A 25,084-nucleotide genomic window follows, 5' to 3' on the forward strand; every position below is an offset into this window, starting at 1 on the left:
CGCGGAAGCTTTAATCGTCAACTATCGCGATTCCGTCGTTGATTTGGTAGGTTCATATTACGAACTTAAGTTCTTAGAACGCACTTTATTGCTTTTGAGCATAGCAAACCATAGGGAGTCAACCCATGTCGCACCAGTCCACGGCTTCCCTCCAGGAGATGGATCGTCACAACCTGTTTCACCCGTTCACGGCGCTGAAGTCGTTCGACGCAACAGGACCAGCCTTGACGATCGTGAGCGGATCAGGATCCACCCTGACGGACTCCACTGGCGGAACATACCTCGACGCCATGGCGGGATTGTGGTGCGTCAATATCGGCTACTCTCGCCCCGAAATGGCCGAAGCGCTCGCCAAGCAGGCCAATACTCTCCCGTACTATCACGCGTTCTCCGGAATGGGCACCGACCTTCCTGCCCGCCTCGCGAAACGCCTCACCGACATGGCGCCTGTACCGGTATCTCGCGTGTTCTTTGGCAACAGCGGCTCCGATGCCAATGACACTCAAGCCAAGCTCGTCTGGTACTACAACAACGTGCGCGGACTGCCCAACAAGAAGAAGATCATCTCCCGCACCCGGGGCTATCACGGGGTCACCGTACTGAGCGCGGGATTGACCGGGCTCACGAACCTGCACGATGGCTTTGACCTGCCGCTGCCGATGATTCGCCACGTACGCCCGCCGCACCGTCTGTGGGAAGCGGAACCCGGCATGACCGACGCCGACTTCGTTGCCGTTCTTGCTCGGGAACTCGAAGAGCTCATCCTCGCCGAAGGCCCCGACACCGTTGCCGCCTTCATCGCGGAGCCGATGCAGGCTGCCGGCGGAGTCATCATCCCGCCCGCCGGATACTTCGAGGCGATTCAGGCTGTGTTGAACAAGTACGACGTCCTTCTCATCGCGGATGAAGTTGTGTGTGGCTTCGGGCGTCTCGGCGTCGACTTCGGAACAACCGCCTTCGGAATGAAGCCCGACCTCATCACCGTGGCCAAGGGCATCACGTCGGCCTACGTTCCCCTCTCGGCCTGCCTCGTGACTCCGAAAGTCTGGGACGTCGTGATGGCCGGACAGGACCTCTACGGAGGATTCGGGCACGGCTACACCTACTCCGCCCACCCGCTTGCCGCCGCAGCCGCCCTCACCAACCTCGACATCATCGAGAACGAGAACCTCACCGAGCGTGCCGCTACGGTGGGCGCGCACATGCACCGTCGCCTCCAAGAAGAGTTCGCCGGGCATCCGAACGTCGGAGAAATCCGCGGACAAGGTCTCGTCGGTGCAGTGGAGTTCGTGCAGAGCACCGCACCCATGAAGGCCTTCGACCCCGGCATGGCATTCGCTGCCAAGGTCACCAAGCGCAGCCTGGCGCACGGCGTTATCACTCGTGCCCTTCCTGCCGCCGACACGATCTCGTTCTCCCCGCCGTTCACCACCACGGAAGAAGAAATCGACGCCATGGTCGCGGGAACCCGACGGGCACTCGACGACGTAGTGAAAGAAGAAGGACTGATTGGCTAAAACCCTTTCCACGGTGGTGCGGGTTGGCGTTATCGTCAACCCGATCGCCGGTATGGGTGGAGCGGTCGCACTTCACGGAACCGATGGCGATGCTTCTGAACAGGCGCGCGCCCTCGGCGCGTTGCCGGGAGCTGAGGAACGGATGCAGCGGGCGCTCGCCGTGCTGCGACGCGAGCATCCGGCCGCGATCGACATCGTGGCCGCGGCCGGTGCAATGGGCGAGAACAGTGTTCGCGCCAGCGGGCTGACCGTGGCACGCACCGTCGGAGTCGCGAGCAACACCACTTCGGCGGCCGACACTCGTGCTGCTGCGATCTCGATGCGAGATGCCGACGTTGACCTCGTGCTTTTCGCGGGTGGCGACGGAACAGCGGCCGATATCGTGGCTGAGCTCGGAACAGCAATTACGGTGCTCGGCACTCCCAGCGGAGTGAAGATGCACTCGGGAGTCTTCGCGCGCACTCCGGAGCGCGCCGGTGAGATCGCCGCCGAATATCTCGCCGCCGGCGAGCGTCGCGTTTCGTTCGAGACTGAAGTTCTGGATGTCGCCCCGGGGGAGCATGACATCAGCGACATTGCGGTGGCACGAGTTCCGCACGCGACGGCCGGAGTTCAAGGCCCGAAGGTGGCCCGTCCCGACAGCTCGGAGGCCGACATCCCGGCGCTCGGTGCCGACATCGCGGCCAGCATGACGGCGGGCACCAGTTACATTCTTGGCCCGGGCACGACCGTGGGCAGCATCCTTAGTGCATTAGGGCTCGAGGGCACGCGCAACGGTTGTGACATCGTCGCCAATGGGGCACTCGTCACGGTCGACGCTTCGGAAGAGACGTTGTTCGAGCATGTCTCCACCCACCCCGGCAGCGTTCTCATCCTTGGCGTTGTCGGCGGGCAAGGGTTCTTGCTTGGCCGCGGCAATCAGCAGATCAGTCCGCGAGTCCTCTCTCTGATCGACGAGGAGAACATCGTGATCGTCGCCGCGCAAAACAAGATCGATGCCTTGCAACCCCCTCAACTTCACGTCGACCTCGGTCGGGCTGAGCCATACCTTGCACTGCACGGGTATCGCCGCATCCGCACGTCGCCGACACGCAGCACTGTCCTCAGAATCACCAACTAGTTCCCGCTGGAAGGAAGCGAAAATGACTCCGCTCACCCCTCATCCCTATATGGGAAACTCAACCGAGGCCATTCACGAGAGAATGCTCGCCGCGGTTGGCGCCTCGTCGATTGAGGAGCTGTTCGAGCAGATTCCTGCCGAGCACTACGGCACGCAGGGCGAGACCCTGCCCGACGGGATTCTGTCGGAGGCAACGCTCGAGCTCCACGTCGATGGCATTCTGCGGGCGAACAAGAACACTCGCGACAACCTAAGTTTCTTGGGTGCCGGTAGCTGGCAGCATCATGTTCCGGCGGTCTGCGATGAAATTGCGGGACGAAGCGAATTTCTTACCTCGGTGTGGGGAACTCCATCGTCTGACCACGGACGCAACCAGGCGTGGTTCGAATTCTCGTCTCAGCTTGGCGAACTCCTCGACCTCGAGTTCGTGGGCCTCCCGGTCTACAGCTGGGGATCGGCGGGTGGCAACGCATTGCGCATGGCGGCTCGCCTCACGGGACGCAACCGGGTCATTGTCACGAAGGCCATCGATCCCGAGCGTCGTGCCGTTATCGAAAGCTACTGCGGTACTCAGGGGTCATCGCGAGCCCTCGAGATTATCGACCTCGATTACGATGCCGAGACCGGCCACACCGATCTCGACCAGCTCGCCGCGCAGCTTGATGACACCATTGCTGCCGTCTACATCGACACCCCCAACCACCTTGGAGTTTTCGAAGCTCAAGCGGCCGAAATCACCGCGCGGGCGCACGCTGTTGGCGCGGAGATGATCGTGGGAACCGATCCGCTCAGCCTCGGAATTGTCGCATCGCCCGCCAGCTATGGTGCGGACATCGTGATCGGCTCCACACAGCCTCTCGGCGTTCCTCTTAATGCGGGTGGTGGAGTCGGCGGTTTCATCGCGACCCGTGACGAAGAACGGTACGCCCGCGAGTTTCCCACGCTGCAGGTCAGCATCACAGAAACGCTGGTTCCCGGTGAGCGTGCCTTCGGCTTGACGCTCTTTGGCCAGAGCTCCTACGGTGCACGCGAAGAAGGTAACGACTGGACGGGTAACTCGGTCTACCTGTGGGCAATTCGCAACACCGTCTACATGGCGCTCATGGGTCCTGCGGGATTCACTGAAGTGGGAAGCACCATCATCTCGAACGCCCACGAAACCGCGAAGCGTATCTCCGGTATCGACGGCGTCACCGTGCGCTTTGATTCCGGCTTCTTCAAAGAGTTCGTCGTGGACTTCACCGGCACCGGGCTGACCGTCGCCGACATCAACGAGAAGCTGCTCGCCGAGGGTATCTTCGGCGGGAAAGACCTCAGCGGTGATTTCCCTGAGCTCGGCCAGAGCGCGCTCTACTGTGTGACAGAAGTGCACACAGAGGACGACATCGAGCGATTGATCAGCTCTCTAGGAAAGGCGGTCACGCGATGACCCGCAGCGAAATTCGTCCCTTCCACGCCGCACGCTGGAGCGAACCCGTCATCATGGAAATGGGTTCCCCCGGCCGTCGTGGAACAGTACCGCCCACCTCGTGGGCGAGCGCGGATGCCGCCGGGCTCGTTCCTGCCGGGTTGCATCGCACCGAAGCGCCGGGCCTTCCCGAGATGTCGGAACCCGATGTTCTTCGTCACTACCTTCACCTCTCCCAGCAGACGATGGGAATGGTGGGCATCAGCCTGTTCGGTACCTGCACCATGAAGTACAACCCCCGCATCAGTGAGCGCATCATCGCCCGCCCGTATGTTGCGGATGTGCATCCGGCCCAAGATCCGTCGACGATGCAGGGTGTTCTTCAGATCGTGGATGAGTTCTCTCAGGCGCTCACGTCGCTCTCGGGAATGCCGGCCTTCACCTTCCAACCCGGCGGTGGAGCCGCAGCGGCATTCACCCACGCGGCCGTCACTCGCGCGTACCACGCCTCGCGCGGCGAGCTCGGGCAGCGCACTGAAATCATCACCACTGCTCAGTCGCACCCGTCGAGCCCCGCCACGGCTTCCGCCGCGGGCTTCGACATCATCACCCTTCCGGTTGAAGAGGATGGATATCCGTCGGTTGAGGCGCTGCGGGCCGCGGTCAGTGATCGCACAGCAGCCCTCATGGTCAACAACCCCGACGATATGGGCATCTACAACCCCCAGATTAAGGAGTGGGTCGACATCGTTCATGAAGCGGGCGGGCTCTGCTTCTACGATCACGCCAACTTCAACGGCGTGATGACTCGTTTGCGCGCTGCCGAGCTGGGTTTCGATGCGTGCATGTTCATGCTGCACAAGACCTTCGGCGTTACCAAGGGCGGCGGCGGCCCGGCTGTCGGCGCCTACGGATGCTCCGAGGCTCTAGCGCCATTCTTGCCGGGGCCGCGCATCGAGAAGGTCGACGACACGTACACTCTCGTCGAGTCGCCGTCGAGCCTGGGCCGCATCCGGGAATACCTCGGAAACGTGCCGCAGGTTATTGCGGCGTACACCTGGCTCAAGGCGATGGGTGGCAATGGCTTGCGCGAAGCCGCCGACCTGTCGGTGCTCACTAACAACTACATGGAGAAGCGCATCCTCGAGATTCCTGGAATCACGAAGGCGTTCCCCGAAATGACCAAGCGTCGGCTCGAGATGACGCGCTTTAGTCTGGGCGACATCACCGCCGAGACGGGCGTGACGGCGGTAGACATTCAGAACCGGATGACTGACTTCGGCATCGATGCTTACTGGTTGAGCCACGAACCGTGGATTGTTCCCGAGCCCTTCACCCCGGAAGCCGGCGAAGCGTGGTCGATTGAAGATATCGACTACTGGATCGATGTGCTCGCTCACGTCGTGGACGAAGCTCGCAGTGATGCCGAGCTCGTGAAGACCTCACCCCATAATCAGGTCGTGGCGCGTCCGAACGGAGCGGGGCTTGATGACCCCGAGCGTTGGGCAACAACGTGGCGCGCTTATCAGCGAAAAAACGGTAACCACTAGTGCGAATTCATAGCAAGGGGTTCGGCGACGCTCCCCGCGCGATCACCGTCAACTACAACGGGGAAACGGTCGAGGGCCAAGCCGGTGACACGGTAGCCTCGGCGCTGATTGCGGCGGGCGATCCCGCATTGCGGGTAGCCCGAGAAGGCGACAAGCGCGGGGTCTTCTGCGGAATGGGTGTGTGCGCTGAGTGCACGGTCATGATCGAGGGCAAGGGCGAGAGTCTCGCGTGCATGACTCCGGCAATGGATGGCATGGTTGTCGACTCTGCTGAGCCGCGGCTCGATCTGCCCAGCTTGGATGAGGGTGCGAGCCTTCCGGAGTCGACGCTAACGCCCGACGTTGTCGTGATCGGTGCTGGCCCATCGGGGCTTGCCGCCGCAGCGGTGGCGGCCGAGGGCGGGCTCGATGTCATCCTGCTCGATGAGCGCGGCAAACTGGGTGGCCAGTATTACAAGCAGCCTGCGCCAGACTTCGACCTTGATGAGCAGCGCCTCGATGGCCAATATCAGCGCGGGCGGGCTCTGATTGAGCGCGCCCGGGCTTCGGGCGTGCGCATCCTCGACCGTGCCAAGGTCTGGGGAGCGTTTGCTCCCGATCACATCGTTGCCGCGAGTCCGGTAGAACGGTGGGTGATTCGGGCCAAGCGCGTCGTTCTCGCGACCGGCGCGTACGAGCGTGGTGTTCCGATGCCAGGCTGGACCCTGCCCGGAGTCATGACGACGGGAGCCGCCCAAACGCTCTCTCGGTCGTATCAGGTCTCGCCGGGTCAGCGCGTGTTGGTGGCCGGAAACGGACCGCTGAACATGCAGGTCGCGGCGGAGCTGGCGGCGGCAGGAGCGCGCGTTGTCGCGCTTGTTGAATTGGCTCGTCCGGCACAGGTGACCAACGCTCTTTCGGTGGCGACGATGGCGTTCTCGTCTCCCGGACTCATTGCCGATGGGGCAAAGTACGGCCTTGCCCTCGCGCGAGCTCGCGTTCCGATGATTACGGGGAGCGCGGTCGTACGTATGACCGGCGATGAAAACGGAGTGACCGGGGCGGTCGTTGCGCAGTTGCGCGCCGACGGAACCCCCATCGCGGACACCGAGCGCAGCTTCGACGTCGACGCAGTGTGCATGGGGTACGGCTTCTTGCCATCGAATGAGATCGCGCGGATGCTCGGCTGTCGCCACTCCTGGGACGATTCCCTCAAGACGCTCGTGGTGGAGCGCGACGCTGACGGTCGCACTTCGGTGCCGGAGGCGTTTGTGATTGGTGACTCTGCTCAAGTGCACGGTGCAAAGGTTGCGCAAGCGCGGGGCATCATCGCCGGTTCCTCGATTGTCGCCGAGCTCGGTGGAGCGTCATCGAGTGCTCACGCCAGTGAACTCAGTGCTGCTCGCCGAAACTTGGCGCGCAACCTGAGGTTCCAGAACTCCCTCAACCGAGTCTTCGCTGCGCCAGTACTCACGATCGAGCTGGCGACCCCCGAAACGACGGTATGCCGCTGTGAGAGTCTCAGCCTTGAGACGGTAGCGCGCGGCGTCGACGAACTGACGTCGAGCGCCGGTGCCAGCAAGCGAGTATCGCGAGTGGGCATGGGCAAGTGTCAGGGGCGTTATTGCGGTCCGGTTGTGGTGGCTCTTTCCGCAGAGCGAAGCGGTAATCCTGTGGATGAACGGTCGGGGTTTGCCCCGCAGGTTCCGTTCAAGCCGACCCCTATTTCTGTCATCGCGTCACCCGAACAGTAGAAAGAGGCACGCGTGAGAGTTGTTGTCATTGGAGCGACGGGACACGTCGGCGGCTATCTGATTCCCGAGCTTGTAGGGTCGGGCCACGATGTTGTCGCGGTGAGTCGCACAGCAACTCCGCGCTACCGCCAGCACGAGGCGTGGGATTCGGTTGAGCATGTCATGGTCGACCGCGAGGCTGGCGAAACGGCCGGCAGCTTCGCTGACGACATTGCGGCGCTGAACGCCGATGTCGTCATCGACATGATCTGCTTCACTCCGGAGTCAGCCGCGCACCTCGTCGAGGGGCTTCGAGGGCGCGTTCAGCGCTTCATCATGTGCAGCACAATTTGGGTGAAGGGTCGCTTGTCGGCGGTGCCCGCGGATGAAGACGTCGTGAGTGAGCCCTGGGGCGATTACGGCGTCCTCAAGGCGGCGATTGAAGAACTCTTACGCCTGGAGTCGCTGCGGCCTGACGGGCTCCCGAGCACCGTCATCCGCCCGGGCCAGATTTGTGGGCCAGGCTGGGCCGTCATCAACCCCCAGGGGCACGGCGGCCTTGACGTGTGGGAGACGCTCGCCGCCGGCGAACCGCTAGCGCTGCCGAACTTCGGGCTCGAAACGCTTCACCACGTTCACGCGAGTGATGTCGCGCAAGTGTTTCAGTTGGCTCTGGAGCGAGAAACCGCTCCGGCCTTCGACGTCTTCAACGCCGTTGCGGCGCGTGCCAGTAACCTTCGCGGGTTGGCGGCGGCGATCTCTCAGCGCTTCGGTCACGAAATCACCTATGACTTTCTCCCGTTCGAGAGCTTTCGCGAACGAGTGACACCCAAGCAAGCATCCACGTCGTTCGAGCACATCACTCGAAGCCATGTCATGAGTATCGAACGCGCGCAGACCGAATTGGGCTATCGCCCGCGCTTCACATCAGAAGAAGCCGTGGCATCATCCGTTGGCTGGCTGTGCGCAACGGGTGGGCTATCAGCAAAGGCCGCCGAGCGGTGGCTGAGTTAACCACTGCTCGACGGCCTCCCAGGACTGCGGGCGACTCGCGCGCTTAGGGAATGCTGTTCCAGTACTTTGCGCGGTTGTACTGCCACGCCCACTCAAGCTCGCCACCGAGCTCCGAGGCTGCGCGCAGTGCAAAGTTGGGCTCGCGCAAGAACTGGCGCGCGACGAACACGATGTCGGTGTCGCCGGTGACGATGGCGGCTTCTGCCTGTTGGGGCGACGTGATGAGGCCGGCAACACCAACGGGCAGGTCAACCTCGGCGCGGATCTTTCGTGCCAACGGCTGCTGGTAGCCCGGTCCCGGAACGATGTGCTGACCGGGGTTGTTGCCGCCGGAGGAGACGCTGATGAGGTCGACGCCCTCAAGGCTACGAATAACCGCGATCGTGTCATCGACGGTCACGCCGCCGTCAACCCACTCGGTGGCCGAGAGGCGCACGACAAGGGGCATGTCGGTGGGGATGACTTCGCGCACGGCGGCAACGACTTCGCGAAGGATGCGGGTGCGTCCGGCCTCATCGGTGCCATATTCGTCGGTGCGAGTGTTCGAGGTCGGCGACAAGAACTGCCCCAAGAGATAGCCGTGGGCGGCGTGCACCTCAACGAGGTCGAAGCCCGCTTCGACTGCTCGGCGTGCAGCATCCCGATAGTCGTCAATAACCTTGGTGATGCCGGCGTGATCGAGCGCGAGAGGAGCCGCGAAGGGCTCGTACGGAAGATTGGTAGGCCCGACCGTCTGCCAGCCACCCTCAGCCGGAGGAACGTAACCGCGACCGCGCGTGGGCGGGGCTGTTGAAGCCTTGCGGCCCGCGTGCGAGAGCTGCATCCCGATGAGAGAGTCCATGCTGTGCACGAAGTCCACGACGCGACGCCAGCCGATGGTGTGCTCGTCGTTCCAGAGCCCGGCATCGTCAGGCGAGATCCGGCCTTCGGGCGAGACAGCGGTGGCCTCGGTCATGATGAGACCCGCGCGGCCGAGTGCAAACGAGCCATAGTGGGCGATGTGGAAGTCAGCGGGCTGACCATCAATCGACGAGTACATGCACATGGGGGCTACCCAGAGGCGATGCGGAACAGTCAGACCATTAATCGTGATCGGTTCGAATAGTTGAGATTGGGGCTGAGACATACAGGGTCCTTTCGAGGGAGATCACTACACACGGTGGTTACTGCGGGTCAGAAGCAAGCCCTGAGCCGCGCTGTCGTTCTACGGTCAGGCCATCCCGCACCCACGTCACGCACGTGCGGGTGTTGGGAACGCCGTCGACCGTCATGACGCAATCGAAACAAATGCCCATGCCGCAGAAGTATCCCCGCGGCTCACCTGATTCGTGTTCGCGAAGATCGTTCTCGCCGCACGCCATGATTGCGGCGGCGACGCTTTCGCCTTCAAACGCATCCTGGGGCGCACCGTCAACAACGATACGCACCGGCGCTCCACGTTCCATGCCGTGGCCCGGGATGCGGCCCGAGGTCACGCGTGCCTCGCAGTGGAGCTCAGCAATCCTTCATCGACAAGCACGGCGCGCATGGCATCCAATGCAGCAGGGTCGCTGACGGGAAGGCGCGGGCGTCGAACATGGCCGGCCGGCTGGTCGAGCATGTGCATGAGGGCCTTGAGCTGCGACTGGTAGCCGCCATAAATGCCTGCCCAGCCGCCGGGAAGCCAGAGTTTCGGAAAGAGCTGGTCTTGCACCGCGGCGTAGCGTTCCATCGCGTCGAAGTCACCTGCCCAGTAGTTCTCCCAGAACTGCGGATCGGGAGAGCCGAAGAGCGAACCGCCACCGACCGTTCCGTCGCCGCCTTCGGTACGCAACACTTCGACTCCACGAGCGGACATGTACGGGCCGAAGACACGAACGCGATCGCGAACACGTCGCGAGGTTTCAAAGAACTGGTCGACGTTGGGAGTGCTGTCTTTGATTGCCACGACCGAGTCGATGTCGGCGAGACGATCAGCAAGGTCAGAATCGATATCGATGCCGGTTCCGTGCGGCCAGTTGTAGACCACGATGGGGCCCTGAACGGCGGCACTGATCTCTTCGTACCAGGCCACCACTTCGTTCGGAAAAAGCTTGATGTACGGGGGTGGCGAAACGAGAACGCCATCCGCACCGGTATCGAGCGCGTGACGCGCTAACTCTGCGACGTTCTCAACGGTGTTCGAGGTGCACCCAATGAGTACGCGCATTCTTCCGGCGGCCGCAGCGACAGCAGTTTCGGCTACCGTCTTGCGCTCATCGACACTCTGCGAGAACCATTCACCGCAGGTTCCGTTGACAGCGACACCGTGCATCCCGCGTTCGGCGTACTGATTGATCAGCGCGTGCATCGTGGTGGGGTCCAGCGCTCCCGACTCGGTAAACGGAGTCACAACGGCGGGAAAGTACCCTGCCCAATCGACATCATCACGGTTCATCTCAACACTCCTCTATATCTGGTCTAAAAAATCTGGTCTAACGAAATCTGGTCTAACGAAGCTGGGGCTGACGTCGTGCCGCGCAACCTACGACATCCGATCGAGGGAGAAGCGCTGGTGGAAGGGCGACGTGCCCTTGTGTTCTGCAGCGATCTGTTCCGATAGTTGGTAGGCGAAGATCGGTGAGAATGTAAAGCCGGTGGTGGCAACGCACGCGTAGTACCCGGGCACTTTTTCGGATTCCCCCACGATGGGCGACTTGTCGTCGGTGAAGGCAATTACTCCCGACCAGGTACGGATGACCCGCACGTCGTCGAGCGCTGGAATGATGTCGCGGGCCACGTTGAGGTTGCCCGAGGCGCTCTGCCACTGGGTGGGATACCGAGTGGGGTAGGCAGATTCGCCCGTCGGCCAGCCACCACCCACGATGAAGCCGCCCTGCGACGTTTGCTTCAGAGTGAGCCGCCGGCCGATGTGCTGAACCATCGATGGCAGCAGTGGCGGGCGTGATTCGGTGACGTTCACGTGCAGGCCTTCGCGACGAATCGGGAAGTTGAGACCTACCATTTCGGCGAGTTCGCCCGCCCACGCTGCAGCGCAATTGACCACGCGGCGAGCGTAGTACGTGCCTTGGTTGGTGCGCACGGTGAAGCGTCGTGACTCTGATGCCTCATTCACTTCGATGCCGAGCACTTCGGTATGGGTCTTGACGGTGCCGCCAGCTTCTACTGCGCGCAACGCATAGAGAGGAGCTGTCGAGAGTGGATTCGCGTGGCCTTCAAGCCCGCAGTACGTCGCGCCGATGACGCGGTCAGAAAAGTACGGAGCACGATTCGCCAGTTCGGCGCCCGTCAGAACTTCGGTTTCGATTCCCGCTTCTGCCTCGAGCAGGTGCTTGTCGCGCAGAATCTGAAGCTGTTCCGGCGTCTCGGCAACCATCCAACCGCCGGTCTGGTGAAGCCCGACATCAGCCCCAAGCTCGGCGCTGAGACCCTTCCACAGCTCGTAGGCACGAACGCTGTCGCGCGCATCGCCGAGGAGTCGATCTCGGTCAGCGGACGTTCCCTGACCAGAAAGCTGGTGGATGGCGAGTTGAAAGTGGAAGCTTCCCGCGTTGGTACCGGATGCTTCACGGTTGAGTTCGCCGCGCTCGAGCAGCGTGACATCGACGCCCTCTTTGGCGAGGTAGTAGGCCACGGCGGCCCCAGCGATTCCGCCACCGATCACCAACACGTCGGTCTCGCCGATCACGTTCGACGCTGCATCAGAGAGCGCGGCGGCGTTGAGGTCGGTGCGTTCGGGTTCCGTTTGTTGCCCGACCGAGGTGTCGAAGAGGCCGGGATCGGTGACCGCGGGGTTCGCGATCGCGCCGATTGCGGTTGGTCGCAGCGGCATCCGCGGTGTTGCGGGTTCGACGTCAGTGAGTGGTACTCCGCGACTGGTGGCAATCATTGCCGCAATGTGGCGGCCGCACATGCGTCCTTGGCAGGGGCCCATGCCGGCTCGAGTGAGGCCCTTGACGGCACTCACATCGGGAGCCTGCGTAATCGCGGCGGCGATGGTGGAGAGCTTGGTGCCCTCGCAGCGACAGACGGTGGTGTCTGGCTCGGCAAGCTCAAAGATTCCCTCGCCGACGTGGTACATCCGATCAGCGGCTGAGGTGAGGGCGCGACGCCGTGTCACTCTTTTTAGCAGTGTGGATGCTCGTGAATCACTGTCGGGAGCGCTGAGAGCACCGGCGTCATTCGCGACCGCGAGGCCGGCAAGTCGCCCTTCATCGGCGGCGACGGCGGAGCCTTCAACGCCGGCACCGTCTCCGGCCGCATAGATTCCAGAGATTGTCGTGCGGCACCACTCATCGCGGCGTACGACGGGGCCACCCAGGTCTTCGTTGCTGTCGAAGTCGCAGCCGACCAGGCGGAGCAGTTCTGTTGACGGCGAGAAGCCGTAGCCGACGCAGAGAACGTCAGCTTCGATGGTCTCTTCCGTGTTGGGCCGTACGCGCCATTCAGCGTCGACGGCGGCGTGCACGACTCGTTCAACTCGCCCGTCACCCTCAACACGCACGATGATGCGACCGTATTTCAGGGGGATCTTGTGGGTGAGGAGTGATGCCCGATACTTGGCCGCATCCAGAAGCAGTCCGATGTTTCCCGGTGCGGCGAGTCCCACGCGGGCGAGATCGCTGATGCCGGGAGTGGGGCCCGATTCAAGCGCGGTGACAATGTTCGCGCCGTACCCCGCAAGCTGGGCGGGAAAGGCTAAGGCAACCGGCCCTGAGCCGGCAAAGACGATGCGCTTTCCGGGAACGACGCCTTGAGTTTTGGCGAGGGTTTGTAAGCCACCGGCGGTGATGACCCCGGGGAGAGTCCAGCCAGGAAAAACCACTGGCCGGTCATTGGCGCCCGCAGCGACGATGACGCGCGGGGCGCTCAGCCGCTCGACGGGGTTGCCTTCGCGCTGCACCATGGCGGTCCAGCCGTTGGCGGAAGGTTCAAGATTGACGACGCTGGCGCGAAGAATGATTTCTGCGCCACTTTGCTCAGCCTCGTCAATGAGTAGACGCCCGGCACGGTACTGCGCGCCCATGGCGCGGGGGTCGGTTACCCGCATCCCGGGGCCAGGTTGTTTATAGACCTGGCCCCCGAGAGTTGGGCGTTCGTCGATGAGCGCTGCTCTGAGGCCTGCAGCCGCTGCGGTGGATACCGCAGCCATTCCAGCGGGGCCGCCCCCTACTACCAGAACATCGAAAGTACGCTCATCTGTTGTCATGGTTTAGCAGCCAGCTGGCATTTCGGGCATGGTCGGCGCCATGATCGACGTGTAGAGGTCGGCCATCGTTCCGTCGTTCTGTACGGTGCAGAGGAACTCGTCGAGCTGCTCTACGAGAGCGCTGTTGCCCTTCTGTACTCCCCAGGCGCCGTAGTAGAGGCTCAGCGGCCCATCGACCTCGGCCTGAGCAAGCTGGCCGGGGTTGGCGGTGTCGAACTGAGCGAGGATGTAGTCCTCGACGACGACTGCCGCGGCACGACCGGTAGCAACCTCAAGGAGCGCTGCGTTCTGGTCGGGGAATCCCTGCACCGTGGCGTTCGGGAAGTTGTCGCGGATCAGCTGTTCGTTACTCGACCCCTGAAGGGCAGTGATGATCACGCCCTCCTGGTTGAGTTCGTCGATCGTGAGGCTCGTGCTTTCCCCCTCTGGAACAGCAAGGATGCTGCTGTAAGGAACGTAGCCACGCGAGAAGTCGATGACTTCCTTGCGCTCATCCGTTGCACTCAGGCCAACGGAGACCATGTCGAACTGCTGTGCTTGCAGTCCAGGAATGAGGCCGGCGAAGTCAAGGTTCTTGATCTCCAACTCGACGCCCATGTCGTCGGCGAGCGCATTGAGTAGCTCGACGTCGTACCCGGTCGGCTCATCGCCCTCGAGGTACATTTGGGGCTTGTACTGCAAGTTCATGCCGACGACGAGTACGCCGGGGGTCATGAGCGCGCTGTCTTCTTCGGTCATGGTCTCTTCAGTAGTGCTGCCACTGGCGCAGGCGGACAGCACCATCGCTGCCGCTGCCATTGCCGCGACGAGCGGCATACGGAGTGATTTCTTCATTGCATTCTCCTTCTAGTGTCAATCGTTGGGTGCGAACTAGGTACCGGGTCGGTCGGGGAGTTACTTCACAAACAGTTGTGCGGTCGCGAGTGAGTTGGCTTTCGTACTCGCGACAATTTTTTCTATTGTGCGGCGCTGGCGTGCCCGAATAGCACGACCGATCAAGGCCTTGGGCGGGCGCACGTACACCCCTTCGATGAGGCGGAAGATGAGGTCGATTGCGAATGCCGCGATCACGTAGATGATGGCTGCGGCGGTGTAGAGAACGAACGGTTGGAAGGTTGTCGCGACCAGGTTCTGGGTTACGCGAACTACCTCAAGCAGCCCGATCACGGTGAAGGTCGACGTGTCCTTGACCATGCCGATGTACATGCTGCCGATGTTGGGCAACGCAATTTTGATGGCCTGGGGGAGCGTTACCGAGAAGAAGATCTGACTGGTGCGCATTCCGAGTGCCCAGCCGGCTTCGGTGTGGCCGTGCGGCACGGCAGCCAGTGCTGAGCGAAAGATTTCCGCCAAGAACGCGCTGTAGAGCATCGAGAGCGCAATGACGCCGGCTTGGAAGACGCTAAAGCTAATGCCGAGTACCAGAGAGAGCCCGAAGTACACCCAAATAACACTGACTAGTGCGGGTACACCTCGAAAGACGTTGATGTACACGACGGCGATCCAGCTCACCGATTTGGGGCCGTTTCGTAGGACTGCCAACAGCAGCCCGACGACCGTGGAGATGAGCAGTGCCACTGTCGAGACGGAAAGGGCCGTCCACATCCCGTTGATGAGTGCTTCCCGGTTTTCCCAGATCAGCCCCCAGTCGAAGTCTGCCAAGTTCATTACTTCACCGCTTTCAAAAACTCTTTGGCACGATCGGTGGTGCAGTCGTCGTAGAACCCCCGTGGGCCCGACTCGATAATTCGTCCGTCTTCCATGAAGACGTTGAGGTCGCCGATTTCACGGGCGAAGCCGAATTCGTGGGTGACAACCACGATCGTCATTCCTGTTTCTGCCACTTCGCGCATGCTCTTGAGCACCTCACCCACCAGTTCAGGGTCGAGGGCGGATGTCGGCTCATCGAACAGGATGACGTCAGGGTCGAGCGCCAGCGCGCGGGCAATCGCGACCCGCTGCTGCTGGCCGCCAGAAAGTTCGGAGGGGTAGTGGCCTGCGCGTTCCAGCAGCCCTACCTTGCGCAAGGCCTCGGCTGCATGTTCGCGAGCGTCGCTCTTGCTTTTGCCCTGCGCTTTGCGCTGCGGGAGTGCGACGTTATCAAGAGCGCACAAGTGGGGGAAAAGGTTGAACTGTTGAAAGACCATGCCGACCTTGCGGCGAAGTTGCAGCTTGGTACCGCGCTTGATTTTGGCGTCGCGCTCTAGGCCGGGGCCGTATTCGACGCCATCGATCTTGAGTGAACCCTTCGTGGGTTCTTCGAGGAGGTTGATACTGCGAAGCACCGTCGACTTTCCCGATCCTGACGGGCCAAAGAGTACGACGTGCTCGCCGCGGTGGATGTCGAGGTCGATGCCGTGCAGAACCTCGGTCTCGCCAAAGGACTTATGAATCCCACGCAGTTGCACGATGGGTGTGCGGTCGGGATTCTGCTGTTGGTGCGGGGTGTCAAACATATTCTCACTCACGCTCGGACTTCGGTAATGGAGACGTACAGGCCTGCGGGGTCTTGGAAGTAGGCGTAACGCCACACTTGGCCGTCGGGCATGGCGATTTCGACGGGCTCTCCGACGAGCGGAACATCAATCGACTTGAGGTACGCCAGTGCGAGGTCAAGGTTGCGGGCGCCGATTGCAAATTCGAAGGTGCCGAGGTGCCCCCACTCGCCGCGCATGTCCGCTCCGGGAGGGTCTTGTTGCACAGGCTCGAGCGCGCCACCGTGAGGACTGGTGAGCAGCATCATCCGCTGCACGGGAGGTACGCGACCGACCGATTCGAACCAGGGGTTCATCGGCTCATTGACTCCACTGGCATCAAATAATTTGCCGGTGAATCCGAGGGCGCGGTAAAAAGCTTCGGTGCGGTCGATGTCGTGCACGCCGAAGGCAACGTGGTTGACCCCTTGAGGGCCAGTGGGATGCGGCCATCCGGCTTCGAGGCTCGACCATTCGATGAGTTCGATCTTCGCGCCGTCGGGGTCGGACACATAAGAGAGGCCGCAGTGCGTCTGGTAGGGCTCGAGTACCTGATCGTCGGGTGCCATGAGGCTGGTGTGGCCGGCGCTCACGAGCGACTCGTAAAACTCGGCTTGACCCTTCACATGAAGGCACACTTCACAGATGCCGGGCTCGCCGTAGGCGAAGCCTTCGGGAATGGGTGCTGCCGGTCGGTTCGTTAGTTGTACAAGCTTCACGCCCGACCGTCCGAGAACAGTGGGGTTGATGCTGCGGAGATAGACGACGCGGGCCTCGGTGGCAGCGTGCCCGGTGGCCTGTTCAAGACCGCCGAGGGGGCCGCTGTAGTCGAAGACCACGTCGGAGAAGCCGAGCTGAGCATAGAAATCGAGCGACGCCTGCATGTCTGAGACGCCGACTCCGATGTGATCGAGGCCGATCAAGGAGCCGAAACCGTACGTGGAATGACTGGACATTCGAATCCTCCGGTGCTCGAAATAGTGGCGACTGAGGTGCCGAGAGGGCTTGCTGTGCTGATCACGGCACGGGATGACTGCTGTGTCGCCCGTGCAGAAATGTTTGCACACCGAACGTTTGAGCGCAATACGAACATAAAAGTTCGTATTGCGTTCAAAGGTTCGCATATCGTACTGTTTTGTACAGCGACCCCCCGATTTCTCGGGAAACCACCAAATTTTGGGGTCGGACCGCCGTCGCCACGATCTTGCGAGGATGCGCAACAGAACGCCGCACCACACTCGTCAGCCGAAGAAGCACTGGAGGGGAAATGGACGAAACAGCACACACGCCCCGATCGATTTTCGCATCAACCGAATTCGCATCGCGCCGCTTTCTCGTATCCGGTGGAGCGCAAGGTCTCGGGCTCGCCATCGTGAACCGCTTAGCGGCAGCTGGTGCCTCAGGACTCATCCTTGACCTCGGCGCGAACTCCGCGTCACCAGCCCCCTGGCCTTCCGTTGCCGTCGATGTCACCGATGAATCAGCGGTGCGGCACGCGATCGAAAGCGACGTCGCCGCCCACGGTCCTTTTAATGGACTCGTAGCAGCAGCCGGAATCGTTCCGGCGTGGCACAGCCCGACGGATATCGATCTCGAACTCCTTGATCGCACAATGGCCGTGAACGTCACGGGTTTCGTTTCGGTCATGAAGTACGCGGCGCACGAGATGCCTCCCGGGTCCACGATTGTCGCAATCGGATCGCTCAACTCGTGGCGCGGAGACCCCAACGTCATGGCGTATGCCGCGAGCAAGCATGCGGTACTGGGCATTGTGCGTTCGGCGGCTCAATCGCTTGGACCTCGCGGCATCCGAGTCAATGCTGTCGCCCCAGGCCCCGTCGCCACCGACGCATTGCTCGGTCGGATGAAGTCGCGCAGTACTAGTACTGGGCTGCAACCCGCCGACGCGATCCGCGCCGCGGAGCAACTCACCGTGCTGGGGGCGCTCGCCACCCCCGACGACATCGCGAACGCTGTGGCCTTTCTTTCGGGGCCACAGTCTGCGGCAATCACCGGCCAGATTCTTCCCGTTGACGGGGGGCTGCTCTAAATGGTCGATCACACGAACACACTCGATCTCTCGAACCGCACCGCGCTTGTAACGGGCGTCTCGGGAGCGATCGGATCACAGATCGGCTCCACGTTCCTAGCCCGCGGCGCCCGGGTGGCGGGCACGTTCCGCAGTCGCGAAGCAGCGGGGCGGGCCGCGCTCGCCGCAGCGAGCCCCGGGCAATCCACTCTCTTGCCGGCAGAGATCGACTCACCGGAATCGGCGCGTGACCTGTGGAAACGTGCCGAAGAGTGGAACGCACTCGACACTCTGGTGGTGAACGCTGCGGCGATGGCATCCGCCCCTCTCAGCGGTCATGACAACGACGCGTGGGACCGCAGCTGGGAAAGCCTTCTCCAAGTCAACGTGCTGGGGGCGGCAACGCTCATGCGTGAAGCGGCACTCTCCTTCGCGGAACGTGGCTATGGCAGCATCATCGCAATCTCAAGCTGGGCAGCGGAGCAGGGGTCACGAATCCCCGACGCGAACGCGTACGCAGCGTCGAAGGCAGCACTCCGCAATTTCGCTCAAACTCTCGCCCGGTCCTATGCCCGCGAGGGGGTGCGCGTCTACATCGTCGCCCCCGGCGTCGTCGGCGGAGGCATGGGCACTTCCGGTCTTCAGCCCGCCGAGATTCAGGCCACCGCCGAGGGACTCGCGATGGGGCAGCACGTTGATCCGTGCGAGGTCGCTGAGCTTGCCGCCTTCTTGGCTACCGATCGGTGTCCGAGTCTTACCGGGTCAACGATCGACCTCAATGGGGCGTCGTACATCCGTTAGCCCCTCTCACTTCTTCCTGCCTCGCGCACTCACACTTTCTAGTTAGGGCCAACCCATGACACACCATTCGAATCCCGCCGAAGTCACGGAGGATGCCGATATTCATTCGGTTGCCATCATCGGTGCCGGCAGTATCGGCATTGCCTGGTCAATTGTGTTCGCGTGTGCCGGAATCAACGTACGTATTTTTGAACTCGACGATGCGCGACGGGCGTCAGCGCTGGATGCGGCCGAATCTCTGCTGTTGGAGATGCACGAAGCCGGCCTATTCACCGAGTCGACCGCGGGCATCCTCGCCCGCATGAGCGTGTGGGAAGAGCTGGCGGATGCCGTTGACGGCGTCGGATATGTGCAGGAGTGCATCGTAGAAGACGTCGAGGTGAAACGAGTTCTGTTCGGTCGGCTCGACGAGTTGACCCCGCCACACGTGGTGCTGGCAAGCTCCACCTCCGCAATTCCGTCTTCTAAGTTCGCCAGCCACCTCGAGGGCCGCGCTCGCTGTCTCGTCGTCCATCCCGCTAACCCTCCGTACTTCTTGCGCGTGGCGGAGATCGTGCCAGCCGACTTCACCTCGTCAAGAGCCGTAGATATTGCCGCTGCACTGCTCACGAGGGTGGATATCTCGCCGGTGCTCTTGAACACCGAGATCGAGGGTTTTGCCCTCAACCGTTTGCAGGGGGCGCTGTTACGAGAGGCCTACTGCCTCGTTCGGGATGGCGTGGTGTCGGCGGTCGACGTCGATACTCTCGTGCGGGAGGGGCTCGGTCGTCGCTGGTCCGTTATCGGTCCGTTCACGACCAGCGAGCTGAACACGCGCGGTGGACTCCGCAAGCACTCCGAAGTGCTGGGATCGGTGTACGCGCGCTTTGGGCTCGAGCGCGGTCAAGACAACCCGTGGACCAACGAGACGATCGACACTGTCGCGAACGCGATTGAGAACCACCTTCCGTATCCGCGGTGGGAAGAGAACGTTCGGGAACGCGACCACGCGATGATTCAGGTTGCGTCGCTCCTTCGCGGCTTCGACAACCCGCTCAAACCCCGCGGGCCTGTCTAAACGCGCTGATCTTTGATCCGCTAGGCGCGGACGACAAAGAAGAGCGTGGCCGGCACAATCGCCGACCACGCTCTTCTGCGTTGTGCTCTGTTAGCTGCAGACCTTCAGGCTGGCGACCGAGGAGCTCAGCACTCCGGTGCCACCGAGCAGAACAACCTTCGGGTTATTCAGGCTGCTGATGGCGGTCAATACCGACTGCGGAACGCACTTCGCGTCGCTGATGAAGAGCGGGGCGCCTTCCGAACCGGCGAGAGCGGCACCGGCGAGAGCGTCAGCGAATCCTGCTCCCGTAGCGAGGTACACCGTGGTTGCGGAACTGAACTGATCCGCGTTGATCGCTACTGCCGTGGCGTAGCGGTCACCGCCACTGAGGCGCTTCACGGTGGTGAACTTCGTCTTCAGGTGCGTCGAGATTGCAGTTGTGACTGCGCCCGTGCCGCCAGCGACCTTGATCGAGGTCACGCCCAGCGACTTGAGCAGTGTCACGGTTGCGGTATCCACTGTGCTGGCCTTGCCGGGGATCAGCACGACGGGGCCACCAAAGTTGGCAGCCGCCGGGCTTGCCGTCAACGCGTCCGGAAAGTTGCTTCCATCGGCGAGGTAGGCGGTGGTGACAGACGAGGCGGGGAAGGTCGCTTTCGCGATCATCCGGGATGTCTCGTAGCGGTCTCCGCCACCAATGCGGCTCACCGTTGGCTTAAACGAGAGCGCTTGAATGCTCGACTTCACGCTGTTCGATACTGCGCCGGTGCCGCCCACGATGATGACCTTGCTCGGCTTCAAACGAAGAAGCTCTGCCTTGGCTGCGGCGGACAACGAGTTGGGATCGGTGAGCAGAAGCGGTGCATCCTTGAAGGCGGCAGCTGAGCTTGCGCTGAGGGCATCAGCAAATCCGGTTCCGGTGGCGATGTAGACAACGGAGGCGCTGTCCCACTCCTGCGCAATCGTGGCCGCGGTCGCATAGCGGTCCGAGCCGGAGAGGCGCGAGACAACAATGTGGTCGTTGGTCACCGAGGCTGTCGACGGTGAGGTCGCGGCCGCGCCGGTGTAGCCCGAGAGGGCGCCCGTCACCGTTACCGTGATCTTCTTGCCGAGCTGGGCTGCAGCAACCGTGTAGGTTGCGCTGGTGGCGCCGGCGATGGCGACTCCGTTTGCTTTCCACTGGTAGCTGAACGCGACTCCGGTATCCGGGGTCCACGTGGTTGCCTTGGGCTGGGCGGTCAGTGTCTCGCCGACCTGGGGTGTCCCGTTGATCGCGGGAGTCGCGGCGGTGATGACGGCGTGGAAGCTGTATTCCGTGTTGCCCCACGTGAGGCTAGATACCTGCGCGGCATGGTCAGCCTGAATTCCGAAGGCAGTGGCCCTAGCGTCGCCCGCAGCGTTCAGGGCATCGAGGATGTCGCCGAGGGGGTACTCAGTGTTAGCAACGATCGTGTTACCGATGGCCTTGCTCGACTTCCACGGGTCAGTGAGGGAGAAGGTGTTCTCGCCGGCGGGCAGGCTGGCGGAACGCAATGTTCCCCATCCAATCGTTCCGCCGTGCTTGAACGCTACCTGGTACGTCACCGTTCCGCTGTCGACCGTCACAGCGGCGTGGCGGGTGAGTTGCGTGTAAAGGTCGCTTCCGTCGATCGGTGTGGTGAGTCCCTTGAGAATCTGAGAGTGAGCGGGATCTCCGAACGAGAGAACACCATTGGCTACCGAGAACGAGACGTCTGTGTTGTCGTATCCCTCGTGCCACTGCGTGTAATTTGCCGAGGTTTCGCTTGGCTGAATCTGCGCGGAAGTCACGACGACCTGTTGCGTTGCAGCCTGAAGTGAGCTGGGGCCGAAGTGGTACGTGGTGTCGTCGAAGGCGATGTCTTGAACGATGGCCGCGTTATCTGCCTGAACGCCAAAGCCCAAGAGAGTGATATTCCCTTGTGCCTCAAGGAAGGCGACGAGGTCGGCGATCGTCGGAGCATTCGCGGGCGTGTACGTCGCGCCACTGTTGAGCTTGAGTGGTTTAGACGACACCCACGTGTCGGTTACATCGAAGTGATGTTCGGTGCCGGCAAGCAGCGCGGTGGAACGCAGCGTCGTGAAGCTGCTCGCGTCGCCGTACAGAATCGGGATCTGGAAAGTCACTTTGCCGTCGACAGTAGTGACGCTCGCGCTTGTGATTAGTTCTTCGAGCTGAGCCGCACTGACGGTACCTGGTGTTCCCAACATGATTTGCGAGGTAGCACCGGTGCCCAAGTGGAGGCCATCGGCCGCAGTCGAATAAGCGCGGTGGGCGTTGTTGTAGCCCTCATGCCAGCTCGTGTAGTTGTAGGTGGCGGATGCTGTGTTGCCGTCCTCGAAGGAAGCAATCTGGGAGTCATCGACGTTGACGGTGCTGGAGGTCGAATAGGCGTCGTCGCGACCGAATCCGTAACTCACACAGCCAACTTCGATCGACTCGATCACGGCATCGCCCAGTACGCCGGAGCCAAGGCTGTAGCCGAACTGGAGAACGCGAGCGGTAGGGAATTCCTCAAGCCACTCATCGAGGGTGCCGTGGTACTGGCTGCCGGCAGAACCGGTGCTGTCGGGGGAACCGTCTTTCACGAACTGCGCTGTGCTGGAGTGGTCAGGAACCCAAAAATCAGCTCCGTAGTGCAAGGGTTCGCCAACGAGAATCCCGTCGGCGGTGCCGTTAGCGTCGAAGTCGGTCACAAGCTGGAGACTGGGAACGCCACCGGAGTTGGACACAAAGTTGACGAGGGGTTCACCGACATCCTGGAGTGCGATGTCGGTCGCTTTGTAGGCCGCGGCCTTGTCAGTGGAGGTCGTACCGTCGGTCCACACGCGGAGGCCGGTGGCGGTGAACTCGTTGTGACCGGTCGCACGAGTGTCGGCGAAGGTCCAGCCCTTAGCATTCTGGTTAGTGGCGGTCGGGCCTGCGGTGATGGCCGTGCACGCTTCAGTGGTGGGTGCTGAGGCTGCAGCGTTGGCGGGCAGCGCTGCGGTAACCGAAACACCGACAACCAGAAGCGCGGTTGAGCCGATGGCCGCGATGCGACGTGAGCGTTTCGCCGCAAGTGGCGGCTTTTTCTGGGCAGAAGGGTCTTTAAGGGTCGACAAAGCAACACTCTCCGAATTCGGGTTTGGAGGCGAGATGAAGAAGCGGCTCGGGTGAACCTTGCCGCGTGGCACATCGGGTGTGAAGGGTCACGCGGGTGACGCAGGGTAGATCGGGTAAGGCACATCGGGGCGCGGTGATCGGCCACGCACGATACGACGAAACCCTAGCGGCGCGGCTATCACGGGCAACAGGGGTGCCAAAAGTGGTACCGAGCGCAACTCCGGAAATCCGGGGGTATTTGCGAAGTGGTTTTTTCTCAGGAGCCTTTTTGGTGCCGAAAGTGGTCTACGTCGTTCGGCGGGGCAAACGGACCTTCTCAGCGCTCGATCCAGCGGCGCCCACCATTTACGCCATTTCTTGAGGCCGTGAAGCAACAGAAAGGGCGATGAGGCTCGGCATCGGTGGACTAACTGGTCTACCCCGATGGTCCTCACCGAGGGGTGAAGGGGTAGACACAACGGTCAACCGGGCCCCGGGGTCGCGGTTTTCAGAAGATCCAACTGATCGCCGCAATCGAATACACCGCAGAGAAGAACAGGCGAAGAGGGGAATGGTGCACGTTCGACATTGCAGAAATTAATTGCCGCTCGACTCATGAATCGCTCGACATTTTCTCGACTCTGGGCCTTGCCAGGGTGTGGGAGCACCCGGGAGTTCGGGGAGTGTTCGATTCCTATGCTTCTCGGATTCGTCGCTGGGGTGTGAACGGGCCTGTCGCCGGCACCCTCGCGCGCATAACATGAGCACATGTCTGATTTAACGAGAACAGAATTGATCGTTGTCAAAGTTCCGGGTGCCGATATGGAGGTCGCCGCGGCCGCGCTTCGCGAGAAGCTGGCCGAGTACCCCCACGCTCGCGTCACGGCGCTGACGCAACGCTCAACCGGGGCGTGGGATGGCGGTTTTCGGAACATTCAGCTGATCGCCGCGATCGAATACACCGAGTAGCGCGGCTGCCCGTGCTAGCCGTTGCGCGCGTTGGAGAGCGCCCTTCAGTATCTAGCGTCGGCCCGCAAACCCAGCTCACTCAGTGTTCGACGCCGGAACTCTGGGGGCTGCTGGCTCAGCGGACCTTCGCGCTGCCTCACGTCGTCGAGGGGCATAGCCAGGTCTCTCCGGCATCCTCGCGTGCGGTATTTCTCAACGATCAGCGCCTCGAGCGCGCACCTGAGACCTCGCTGGCACCCGGCCAGCGCCTCGAGCCTGTCCACCTCCATGGGGTCTCTGACACGAGTCTTCACTTGTGCCTCCCCGCTGAGAGGGGCCGCGAGCTTGCTGGATTGGGGTGGGGTGAGCCGCACCAGTACGAAGAATTCGGCACTGAGTTTCTGATTTACGGGCCGCGATCAATTGATGAGCTGGATGCCGTGGTGTCGATCATCGAGGAGAGTATCAACTTCGCTCGCGTCGAGTAGTTCTGTTATTCGGTCCATCATGCTTTCCACTTCGTAGGGCCGCTCCTACTCAGTACATGTCCGACTGCACTATCGCTGTCCACGTTCGCGGCGATTAATTGTCACTTGCCCATCAATCGCTCGACATTTTCTCGACTCTGGGCCTAGCCTATGAGTGGGGAAGGGGCTTACGTTCGATCGCGAGGATTTTCTCATGTCACAGGACTCGATGACCAAGCTGGTGGAGTCGGCCGACCTGTCGCAGGCGAAAGTGATCGTGGCACGTACCCAGCGACTGATTGTGACGGCGGCGCTCGCAACGGTCGGCTACGGCGCTTTTCTTCTGACGGGCAAGGGCATTTGTGCTGGCCTGTTAACCAGCGAAGGCGGCTTTATCGACGCGGACCGCAACGTCATCGTCAGCGTGCCGCAGTGCGTGTCTCTGGCTCAGGCGCCCAGCGGCGTCATCTACGTCGCGATCGCTGTCACCACGATTTTTGCGATCGGTACAGCGCGGCGCCGGGCAAGCACGGTTGCGGAGGCGATGCGCTATCTCGACCGTGCCGCCGTCGGCATCGTCATCCTGACGGTCGCAGCCCTCATCCTCAGTTATGCCTGGTTCTCGCTGCTTCCAAGCACGGGTGCGGACGGCGGCGGCACGTTCCTCTACCCGTGAACTTCGGCGCTGTAAATCCCGACATCCCGCTGCGGCCG

The 25,084-nt window shown here is 61.9% G+C and carries 21 protein-coding genes; 12 read left to right on the forward strand and 9 right to left on the reverse strand.

The annotated features are described in order from the left end of the window. Positions 1-125: 125 nt before the first annotated feature. Genes ESZ53_RS10310 through ESZ53_RS10335 form a run of 6 tightly spaced genes read left to right on the forward strand, consistent with a single transcriptional unit; the run spans position 126 to position 8,321 of the window. Entirely contained in the window at positions 126-1,517 is a 1,392-nt protein-coding gene (locus ESZ53_RS10310; protein ID WP_129072746.1) for an aminotransferase, read from the forward strand. Then, the gene (locus tag ESZ53_RS10315) at positions 1,510-2,637 is read left to right on the forward strand and encodes an ATP-NAD kinase family protein (protein ID WP_129072747.1); all 1,128 of its coding nucleotides are present in this window, start codon (positions 1,510-1,512) and stop codon (positions 2,635-2,637) included. Before ESZ53_RS10310 ends, ESZ53_RS10315 begins: the two co-directional genes overlap by 8 nt. Positions 2,638-2,659: 22 nt before the next feature. Beyond that, on the forward strand, positions 2,660-4,066 hold the full coding sequence (gcvPA, locus tag ESZ53_RS10320) for an aminomethyl-transferring glycine dehydrogenase subunit GcvPA (protein ID WP_129072748.1): 1,407 nt from the start codon (positions 2,660-2,662) through the stop codon (positions 4,064-4,066). Next, complete coding sequence (gene gcvPB / locus ESZ53_RS10325) at positions 4,063-5,595, forward strand: aminomethyl-transferring glycine dehydrogenase subunit GcvPB (RefSeq protein ID WP_129072749.1); 1,533 nt, start codon at positions 4,063-4,065, stop codon at positions 5,593-5,595. Before gcvPA ends, gcvPB begins: the two co-directional genes overlap by 4 nt. Next, positions 5,595-7,328, forward strand: a complete 1,734-nt coding sequence (locus ESZ53_RS10330) for an FAD-dependent oxidoreductase (RefSeq protein ID WP_129072750.1) — start codon at positions 5,595-5,597, stop codon at positions 7,326-7,328. Before gcvPB ends, ESZ53_RS10330 begins: the two co-directional genes overlap by 1 nt. Positions 7,329-7,340: 12 nt before the next feature. Further along, a complete protein-coding gene (locus ESZ53_RS10335; RefSeq protein WP_129072751.1) occupies positions 7,341-8,321 on the forward strand; it encodes an NAD(P)-dependent oxidoreductase in 981 nt (326 codons plus the stop codon). A gap of 43 nt (positions 8,322-8,364) precedes the next feature. On the opposite strand, the gene ESZ53_RS10340 is transcribed toward ESZ53_RS10335, so the two are convergent. The 8 genes from ESZ53_RS10340 to ESZ53_RS10375 form a co-directional block, all read right to left on the reverse strand. Then, complete coding sequence (locus ESZ53_RS10340; RefSeq protein WP_129072752.1) at positions 8,365-9,447, reverse strand: NADH:flavin oxidoreductase/NADH oxidase; 1,083 nt, start codon at positions 9,445-9,447, stop codon at positions 8,365-8,367. 37 nt (positions 9,448-9,484) lie between these two features. Next, positions 9,485-9,796 (reverse strand): (2Fe-2S)-binding protein, encoded by a 312-nt coding sequence (locus ESZ53_RS10345; protein WP_210403789.1) that lies wholly within the window; start codon positions 9,794-9,796, stop codon positions 9,485-9,487. Continuing rightward, positions 9,793-10,737 (reverse strand): dihydrodipicolinate synthase family protein, encoded by a 945-nt coding sequence (locus tag ESZ53_RS10350; protein WP_129072753.1) that lies wholly within the window; start codon positions 10,735-10,737, stop codon positions 9,793-9,795. The genes ESZ53_RS10345 and ESZ53_RS10350 overlap by 4 nt, the downstream gene beginning before the upstream one ends. 87 nt (positions 10,738-10,824) lie before the next feature. Next, positions 10,825-13,509 (reverse strand): FAD-dependent oxidoreductase, encoded by a 2,685-nt coding sequence (locus ESZ53_RS10355; RefSeq protein WP_129072754.1) that lies wholly within the window; start codon positions 13,507-13,509, stop codon positions 10,825-10,827. A 3-nt stretch (positions 13,510-13,512) separates the two neighbouring features. Beyond that, positions 13,513-14,343 (reverse strand): transporter substrate-binding domain-containing protein, encoded by an 831-nt coding sequence (locus tag ESZ53_RS10360; RefSeq protein ID WP_129072755.1) that lies wholly within the window; start codon positions 14,341-14,343, stop codon positions 13,513-13,515. A gap of 60 nt (positions 14,344-14,403) precedes the next feature. Beyond that, positions 14,404-15,177: an amino acid ABC transporter permease gene (locus ESZ53_RS10365; RefSeq protein ID WP_129072756.1), complete on the reverse strand. Its 774-nt coding sequence runs from the start codon at positions 15,175-15,177 to the stop codon at positions 14,404-14,406. Continuing rightward, complete coding sequence (locus ESZ53_RS10370; protein WP_129072757.1) at positions 15,177-15,965, reverse strand: amino acid ABC transporter ATP-binding protein; 789 nt, start codon at positions 15,963-15,965, stop codon at positions 15,177-15,179. The genes ESZ53_RS10365 and ESZ53_RS10370 overlap by 1 nt, the downstream gene beginning before the upstream one ends. A gap of 8 nt (positions 15,966-15,973) precedes the next feature. Then, positions 15,974-16,939 carry a VOC family protein gene (locus ESZ53_RS10375; protein WP_168187229.1) on the reverse strand — a complete coding sequence of 322 codons (966 nt, stop codon included), beginning with the start codon at positions 16,937-16,939 and terminating at the stop codon, positions 15,974-15,976. 311 nt (positions 16,940-17,250) lie between these two features. Here ESZ53_RS10375 and ESZ53_RS10380 point away from each other — a divergent pair, with 311 nt between their 5' ends. The 3 genes from ESZ53_RS10380 to ESZ53_RS10390 are packed head-to-tail and all read left to right on the forward strand — an operon-like array spanning position 17,251 to position 19,870. Then, a complete protein-coding gene (locus ESZ53_RS10380) occupies positions 17,251-18,033 on the forward strand; it encodes an SDR family NAD(P)-dependent oxidoreductase (protein ID WP_129072759.1) in 783 nt (260 codons plus the stop codon). Further along, entirely contained in the window at positions 18,034-18,813 is a 780-nt protein-coding gene (locus ESZ53_RS10385) for an SDR family NAD(P)-dependent oxidoreductase (RefSeq protein WP_129072760.1), read from the forward strand. Positions 18,814-18,868: 55 nt separating this feature from the next. Beyond that, entirely contained in the window at positions 18,869-19,870 is a 1,002-nt protein-coding gene (locus ESZ53_RS10390; protein ID WP_129072761.1) for a 3-hydroxyacyl-CoA dehydrogenase, read from the forward strand. A gap of 90 nt (positions 19,871-19,960) precedes the next feature. Here the strand turns inward: ESZ53_RS10390 and ESZ53_RS10395 are convergent, their stop codons facing one another. After that, positions 19,961-22,975 carry a cell wall-binding repeat-containing protein gene (locus ESZ53_RS10395; RefSeq protein ID WP_129072762.1) on the reverse strand — a complete coding sequence of 1,005 codons (3,015 nt, stop codon included), beginning with the start codon at positions 22,973-22,975 and terminating at the stop codon, positions 19,961-19,963. A 748-nt stretch (positions 22,976-23,723) separates the two neighbouring features. On the opposite strand from ESZ53_RS10395, the gene ESZ53_RS10400 reads away from it, so the two are divergent. The 3 genes from ESZ53_RS10400 to ESZ53_RS10410 all read left to right on the forward strand — a co-directional run bounded on the left by ESZ53_RS10400 (position 23,724) and on the right by ESZ53_RS10410 (position 25,046). Beyond that, positions 23,724-23,924 (forward strand): hypothetical protein, encoded by a 201-nt coding sequence (locus ESZ53_RS10400; RefSeq protein ID WP_129072763.1) that lies wholly within the window; start codon positions 23,724-23,726, stop codon positions 23,922-23,924. Between the two features lie 11 nt (positions 23,925-23,935). Further along, the gene (locus ESZ53_RS10405) at positions 23,936-24,391 is read left to right on the forward strand and encodes a luciferase family protein (RefSeq protein ID WP_246837293.1); all 456 of its coding nucleotides are present in this window, start codon (positions 23,936-23,938) and stop codon (positions 24,389-24,391) included. A gap of 193 nt (positions 24,392-24,584) precedes the next feature. Next, positions 24,585-25,046, forward strand: coding sequence for a hypothetical protein (locus tag ESZ53_RS10410; protein ID WP_129072764.1), 462 nt, complete (start codon positions 24,585-24,587; stop codon positions 25,044-25,046). Positions 25,047-25,084 lie beyond the last annotated feature (38 nt).

The sequence above is a fragment of the Salinibacterium sp. UTAS2018 genome (genome assembly GCF_004118935.1).
Lineage (GTDB): Bacteria > Actinomycetota > Actinomycetes > Actinomycetales > Microbacteriaceae > Rhodoglobus.